Genomic DNA, 7,747 nt, shown 5'->3' with positions numbered 1-7,747 from the left:
GGGCAGGACCGTCGGGTCCTGCCCCACCGGTGGTGTCGAGGTTAGAGACGCGATCAGACGGCGCGACCGTCTTCCTCGTACCCGCCTCCGTATTCGGCTTCGTACTGCCGCGTCGGGCCGATGTGCTGCTGCTGTTGCGGCCGTGTGCCGTGGGGATTGAACTTGTGCAGTGGGCGAACGTCGCCTGCGGCACGCAAGCCCTGCACGAGGACCTCATCGAGCTCGAAGGTGTCCTCGGCGGCGCTGACCGTCTCGGTCGGCTCCACGATCGCGTCGACCGGTTCGACCACCGCAGCGGTCGGTTCCACCGTCGTGGCGGAGGCGGCGTTGTCGAGGCGTTCGCGACGGTCGATGCTGGCCTGGTGGATCGCCTCGCGGGGAATCTTGTGGTCGGCGGCGAACTGTTCGACCATTCGGATGCCGAGGCTGAAGGCTTCTCCTCGGGTGTTGAGGGCGTCGCGGTCGATCGCGCCGTCGCCGTCCCAGGCTTCGAGGTGCCATTGCCGGTCATCCCAGTACACCCGGGCGCCGGGCCGGCCGCTGCCCGAATCGAAGCCGTACTGCCAGAGCGCTTCGGTCTCGTCGAGAGCCACCCACGGCTGGGCCTTGCGATTCGCTTCGCGCTGCTCGGCCCCACCCCGCCATTCCCGCCGGGCGGCGGCCATGCGCGCCGGGACCGAGGCGATGAGGTCTTCTTTGCTCATGCCGCGTTCTTCGGCCCACGCATCGGTGGGGTTCAGGTCGAGGGTCCACTGTGGGTACTGCCCGTCGGCGGCCCGCCGCTCGCGTTCGTCGCGGGCTCGGCGTAGTGCGTCGGGGGAGTTCTCGCGGGCGTTGACTTCGAGCCGCAGCTCTTCGGCTCGCAGTTTCGCGGCGTCGAGTTCGGCGGCGTCGGTGAACTCGAGTTCCGGTTCGGCCTCGGCGTCGGCGAGCCGGCCCCGGTTGTGTGCGATTCTCGCTTCGATGACCGGCACCTGCCGGGTGGCCTTCGCGGCGAGATTGCGGAGGGTGGTCAGCATCCCTTGCGCCCCACTGGATTTCTCGACGGCGTTGAGGAACCGGTCGCGTTCGTACCAGGCGATCTCCTCGCCGACACAGATGGAGAACTGGCCGAGGACCTGGGTGTAGCCGAGTTTCAGCGGCACGCCGCCTATGACACCGAACACCACCTCGTCGTTACTGCGGGTCACCTCGTCCTTCAGCCGGATCAACGCCCCTCGCAGCGCGTCGGCCAGATCGGCGGTCTCCGAGTCGGGGATCGCGGCGTGGGGGAAGTGCCAGATCTTCTTGGCACGGTCGTCGATGGTGTTCCACGCGGCGAGCTTGTCGACCATCGCCCGGACTTCGGGCAGCCGGGTCTCGTCGGTGGTGATGGACTTGCTCAAGGCCCGGATCGCGGCGCTGCGGGCGCCGTTGGCGCCCTGGACGGCGTCGCGGCGGGCTTCGAGGTCGGCGACCTGCTGGTCGGCCTCGACCTGCGCGACGAACACCGGATCGCCGGTGGCGGCGGCCTTGCTCTGCGCCCACGACACGGTCAGATCCCCGCCGAGGTCTTCCATCCTCGGGGGCACGTCCGCCTTGCGGATCATGGACACGAAGTTCGATTTACGGGCCACGTACTGATACATCATCGCGTCGTACGAGCGGCGGGCGACCATGTTGACCACGCTCACGGTCTCGTGGACATTGCCCTGGCGGATGATGCGGCCGAGGCGTTGTTCCATATCCGCGGCGGTCCACGCCGGGTCGAGGTTGATCATCTGCTTGAGCGCCCGCTGCACGTTCAGGCCGGTGCCGCCCTTCTTGGTGGAGGTGATCAGCACCCGGATCCGCCCGTCCGCACACGCTTCGACCAGCCTCGCTTTGGCCTTGGGGCCCTCGTAGTCGTGCATGAACGCGATCTCCTCCGGCTGCATTCCCCGGGTCACCAGGGCGTCGCGCAGCTCGGTGTAGAGGTTGCGGGCCCGGGGGCCGGCTCCGGCCTTGGGGGTGCCGCGGTCGCAGAACACCAGCTGGAACACCCCGGTCATCTCGGGGCCGTACTTGTCGGCCGGGATGCGCAGGTCGGCGTGGTCGGTGTGGACCTGCCAGATCAGCTCGGCGGCGTGTTCGATGCGGCTGTGCTGCGGCTCGGGTGGGGCGAGGTTCGCCAGTGAGGGGTGCATGGTGAGGTTGCGCCCGTCGGTGGCGATCTTGAGGCTGTTGTCCAGGTCCATCCGATCGCCGCGGATCATGCTCATGCGCACATCCAGGTCGGCCATCGCGTCGACGGCGTCGGGGCCCATGTCGAACTCGACGATCTGCGGCGTTCCCCCGTCGAGGGTGGGCAGGCGCACCGGGATCCGATCGGCGGTCACCACGTCCCGGAACTGGTCGAACATCGCCACCAGCTGCGGCACGTTGGCGTATTCGGCCATGCGAGTCTTCATCTGGATGCGGGTGGCGGTGGCGTTCATCTCCGCCACCGACACCGGCTTGGCGAAGGTGCCCGCCCAGTTGTCGATGCGCCCCAGGCCGGCGGCGTGCAGCAGGTCCGGGCGCAGGTACTTCATCATCACCCAGATCTCCGACAGCGAGTTGGTGATCGGGGTGCCGGTGGCGAACGCGATCGCCTTGGCCGGGGCGTGCGGCATCCCCTGCTCGGCGTTGCGCACGCGGGCCTGCTCCCGCAGATACTTGGCTTTCATCTCCAGGTCGGTGGCGCGCTGGGAGCCGGTCGGCACCGACAGGTCGGCGCTGTTGGACGGGCGGGTGAGGTTCTTGTAGTCGTGGGCCTCGTCGATGAACAAAAAGTCGGCCCCGGACTGTTCGAAGGTCAGCCCGTCGTCGGTGGCCTTGGCGTCGATGATCTTCTCGATGCGCCCTTCGGCGGCCTTGATCGCGTTCTCGATCTGCTTGACCGTGAACTCCGCGCCCTGGGTGTTGGCGGCGTCGAGAGCCTGCCGTAGTTCGGCGATTTCGCTGTCGAGGTACTCGATCTGCGCTTCGCGGCGCATGGCGATCTTGCCGAACACCGACTGCGGCACGATCACCAGATCCCAGTCCCCGACGGCGCTCTGCCCGACGAAGCGTTGCCGGTCCTCGCGCCCGTCGAGTTCGGAGGCGACGAGGATGTTCGCGTTCGGGTAGGCGTCGCGGGCCTCGACCGCCCACTGCCCGAGCAGGTGGTTCGGCACCACGATCCACGGCTGGCGTACCTGCCCGAGGCGTCTGGCTTCCATGCACGAGGCGGTGATCGTCAAGGTCTTGCCGGCCCCGACCACGTGGTCGAGCAGGATCGTCTCGTCGTGCAGGAACCGCTGCACCGCGGCGGCCTGATAGTCGTAGGGCGTGTACTTCGGGTTCAGGCCGGGGAAGGTCTTGCTGCGTCCGTCGTGGACCGGTTTGACGAACGAGTTGTAGCGCTCGTTGAAGGTGGCGGCCAGGCGCAGATAACGGTCGCCGTCCTCCCACAGCCACTTCTCGAACCGTTCCTGCAGCGCACCAGCGGAGGCGTGGGCCTGTTCGGTGAGCTTGACGTGGAACCGCGGCTTGGGGGAGCGCTCGAGCTCGTCGGCGGTCTTGGTGACCTGGATGGGTTTGTTGTTGGCGAGCAGCTCGAACATCTTCACGCCAGGGAGCCGGCCGGTGCCGTACTTGTCGGGATAGCCGCTGGAGAACTCGTGGCGGCTTTTCTGGTCGGTGGAGATCTCCCAGCTGCCGCTGATCGCGTCGTGTTCGACGGTGAGCCGGTCCGGGCGCAGCCCGAACTCCTGGACCAGGAACGCCCGGTAGTCCTCGATCGGCACCCAGGTCGCGCCGATGCGCACCCCGATGTCGGCGGGGTCCACATCCGCCGGCACCACCGATTCGAGGGCCTGCACCAGCGGGGCGTAGCGGGGATCGGTGGCAGCTTTGACCTGGGCGAGGGTGAGTTTGTCGCGGACCTGCCCGGACAACGCGACGGTGGCCAGCTCCCACCGGTCGTCGGCGTGCAGGGACGGATAGATCCGGCCCTGGGCCTGGTCGAGGGTGTCCTCGACGGACAGGTTCAGCAGCTCGGCGACCCGGGGCGGGGAGATGTGCCCGAGTTCGTCGAAGCAGATCGCCAACGCCTCGTCGAGGTCGGCGGCGCCGGTGGCCTTGTCCTTGAACGGGGTGGTGTCCTCGGTGAAGATCGCCGTCTTGGTCGCCACCGCCTCGCTGCCGTCGAAGCGCGACTGGAAGTTCTCGACCGCCAGCACCATGCCCAGGCGTGGATCACGAGCGATCGCGCCCTGCAGATGCGCGGAATACCGCCGCGGCTGCGGCTGCTCGGCCGCCTTCTCGCGCAGCTCCTCGAGCACCTCGTCGGGAATCGACCCGGTGTACGGTCCGGCATCCTTCGGGTCGAGGCCGTCGGCGGCGGCTTCCTCGCGGCCGGTCTTGATCCGCCACTCGGTGATCGTCTTGTCCAGGCGAGCGGCGATCTTCTCGTCCGACAGCGGGGTCGGGTCGGTGAGCTTGAACCGGTTCAGCGGCCCCCACCGGCGCACATAACCGTCGTAGAGCGAGTTCAGCCGGCCCCGGATCACGTCGCGGTCGGCGACGGTATGCGTGCGGGAGCGGCTGGCCTCGGATAGCTCCATGACCGTCTCACCGAGAGCGATGAGCACCTTCCACTGCCGCGCCAGGTCCTTGCCGCGGCAGCCGACCTCGGCCCAGCCGCGGCCGAGGGTGAACTGCTCGAAGCGATTCTCGGTCTCGTGGAATCGCATCGCACCGGGCAGCACCTCGTTGGAGTCGAGGTCGGCTCCGGTGCGCAGCCCCGGCGTGGTGAACGCCTGTACCTGCACCGGATCGGGGGTCGGGGCGGTGAACCCGAGACCGCGGGCGATGGCCCGGTCGATGAGCGGATCGAGCTGGGTGCGCAGCTGCTCGGCCAGGGCGGCGCCGGTGTGCGCGGTGACCCGCAGCGAGCGCCCGGCATACATGCCATTGCCCACGGTGAGGGTGCCGAGCACCCGCTCCGGGTACTTCGCGAAGTAGGGGTTGATCCAGGTCCGCGTGGTCTCGCCGGTCTTGGCGTCGATCGCGGCGACCTGCACGGCGGGCTGTGCCCAGTCGAGGGTGTCCTCGGTGGGGGTCGCCCCGTCCTCGCGGCGGCGGAAGATGAGCACGTCGGTGACCACGGCGGTGCCGGCCTGCCGGTCGAACGCGCCGGTGGGCAGACGCACCGCACCGATCAGATCACCCTTCGCGGTGATCGCGGCGCGCTCTTCGGCGCGGCGGGCATCGGAGGTGAACATGCTCGTCACCACGGCGACGTAGCCCCCGGGGGCGGTCAGGGCGAGGGATTTGGCGATGAAGTGGTTGTGGATCGCCAGACCGCTCGGGTTGTGGATCGGATCGACGGGCGCGAACTTGCCGAACGGGACGTTGCCGATCGCCCCGGTGAAGGTGCTGTCGGGGGCGAAGTTGCGTTCGAAGCCGTGGTTGCGGATCTGCTGCGAGGGATACAGGTAGTGCGCGATCTTCGCGCTGATCGGCTCGATCTCGACACCGACCATACGCACCTTCTCCGGGGCGGTGCCGACGAAATGACCGGCCCCGCAACCAGGTTCGAGCAACACCGCCCCGTCGGGCAGTCCGGCCCGCGCCGCCGCCCGCCACAGTTCGGCGACGATCGCCGGGTCGGTGTAGTGGGCGTTGAGGGTGGTCTGGCGGGCCTGGGCGAAGCCCTTGTCCCCGAGCAGATCGAGCAGTTCGGCGTGCTCGTCGCCCCACTGCGCGAGGATCTTCGCGCGGTTGTCGAAGACCTCCGGGACCGCTCCCCAGCCGGACCACTGCGCCAGCACCGCCTGCTCGTCGGCGGTGGCCGGTCGCTGCTGCTCGTCGAGCTCGCGCACCAGACACAGGGCGGCGATGTTCGCCCGCGCCCGGGCCTTCACACCGGTGGGGACCAGCACCTCGGTGCCGAGGGTGAAGTCCTGCGCCTCGACGGTCGGCGGGGCAGAACGTACCGCCGCGGCCGCGGTGTCGGTGGCGTGTTGTTCCTGCTCACCGGGTGTCTGCGAGGCGGGCTCGGCGGCCGCACCGTCGGCGGCGGCAGCCGCCAGCTCCGGTGCTGTCTCGGATGCCGATTCGGCCGCGGGAGTCGGTGCGGTGGCCGGTCCGATGTGGCCGACCCCGAGACGATCGGTGAGCACCCATGAGGTCGCCGTGTCGGTGCCCGCCGGGGCGGGGTCCGACGGCTCGGCGGGAGCCGATTCGACCTTTTCGAAGATCACCGCGCCTGTGTCATCGACAGCAGGCGCTATAACTCGGGGGGACGGCGGTTCGACCTCCTCCCTGAACTGCGGTTTCTCGGGACCGGCGACCGGTTCGTCGGGGGTCTGTCCTTCGGCTGTGGACTCGACCTCGGTGTCGGTGTCGAGTTCGGCCTCGGCGTCGGTGGTGCGCTCCAGGTCGGGCCGCTCCGCCTGGGGTGCGGCAGCAAGCTGGGCGCGGGCGTCGGCGATCGCATCGCGCATCGTCAGCTCGGGGCGAGGTTGACGATCGACGTAGGTGATGTGCTCGCTGCTGTTCGGTGCCCACCCGGAGCGGATTGTGACGTGTCGGCCGTCGGGGTCACCGATGACCACATCTCCGGCCCCGGCGAAGGTCAGGTCGGTGGGGGTGAGGCTGTAGAGGTCGTCCCCGGCTGCCCGAATGTCACGCAGGACCTTCGGGTCCACGTCGTTGTTGAGGGTCCAGTCCAGATCGATGCCGTAGCTGTCGAGCAGTGCGGTCTCGGCCGGGAAATCGCTGCGCAGCTGGTCGATGATGTCGCTACGCACGTCCTTGATGAGCGAGTGGGAGGCAACGAAGGTGCCTGTTTCGTTGTACTTCCACAGCAGGTCCGCACGGGCGGCAGCGTGGTAGAACTCGTTGTTCCGGGCGTAGGCGATCGCCCTGGTCAGCACGGTGGCGCGGGCCTGGGCGTAGGGCCGGTAGGCACGTTCGATCCACTCCGGGAGCTCGATGGTGCGTGCGTCGAGCAGCGCACCGATCGCCGCCCGTGCATTGCGGCCGCAGGTGACGGAGGTGCCGCCCCCGTCGAGGGTGTAATCCCAGCCCCGGATCGGGAAGTAGCTGACTTTGCTGTTCGGGCGGTCGTTCAACCGCAAGGCGCAGTACGCGGCTCCGTCACCGAACAGAGCGGCAAGATCCGACGGCTCGGGTGGGGGCAGGTTCGGGATGATGTTGCCGCGCATCTCCGCGGCGAGACGCTCGGGGGGAATGCCCGCGGTGGCGGCGATGAGATCAGGGCGCTCTTCGGCCATGACCTCGAACGCGGTCTCGATGCCGATTTCGATGATCGGAGTGCGCGTGTGCATCGGCAGTCCGGCCCACGATCCGAGCAGCGGATCCCGCTGGGCGTGCCTGGTCATCCACGCCGTCCACTCCGCGGCGGTGTCCTGGTCCCAGGTCAGCTCGGGTCCGTGGATGCGCTCCCATTCGGCGTAGGCCCGCTCGTACAGCTCGTCCGGCAGCGGGTGGTGCTCGAGCAGGACCTTCGCTGCGGCCTGCCGCAGCGGTAATGCCTCGCGGGCGGCTTCGGCGATCAGGCTCTGGGCCTCGGAACGGGCCACGGCCGGCAAGTAGTCCGGGCGCCGGCCCTCGACCATGGCGATGAGCCGGGGATCCACGGCGACCTCGGCGACCAGAGCCTGGCGCTGCGCGGCGGTGGCCTCGCGGCGTCCCTGCTCGACCCCGGCGAACCACTGGGCGCGGATCTCGTCGCGGG

The 7,747-nt window shown here is 68.9% G+C and carries 1 protein-coding gene; it reads right to left on the bottom strand.

Translation table 11 applies throughout. The features are described 5' to 3' along the window. Positions 1 to 53: 53 nt before the first annotated feature. The coding region (locus WAX14_RS07695; protein WP_422627500.1) for a helicase-related protein at positions 54 to 7,747 on the bottom strand (7,694 nt) is incomplete at its 5' end.

It is taken from the genome of Rhodococcus sp. (in: high G+C Gram-positive bacteria) (genome assembly GCF_049299235.1).
Classification (GTDB): Bacteria; Actinomycetota; Actinomycetes; order Mycobacteriales; family Mycobacteriaceae; genus Rhodococcus.
Note: the sequence above shows the minus strand (reverse complement) of the source record. Positions and strands in the feature narration are given on the sequence as shown.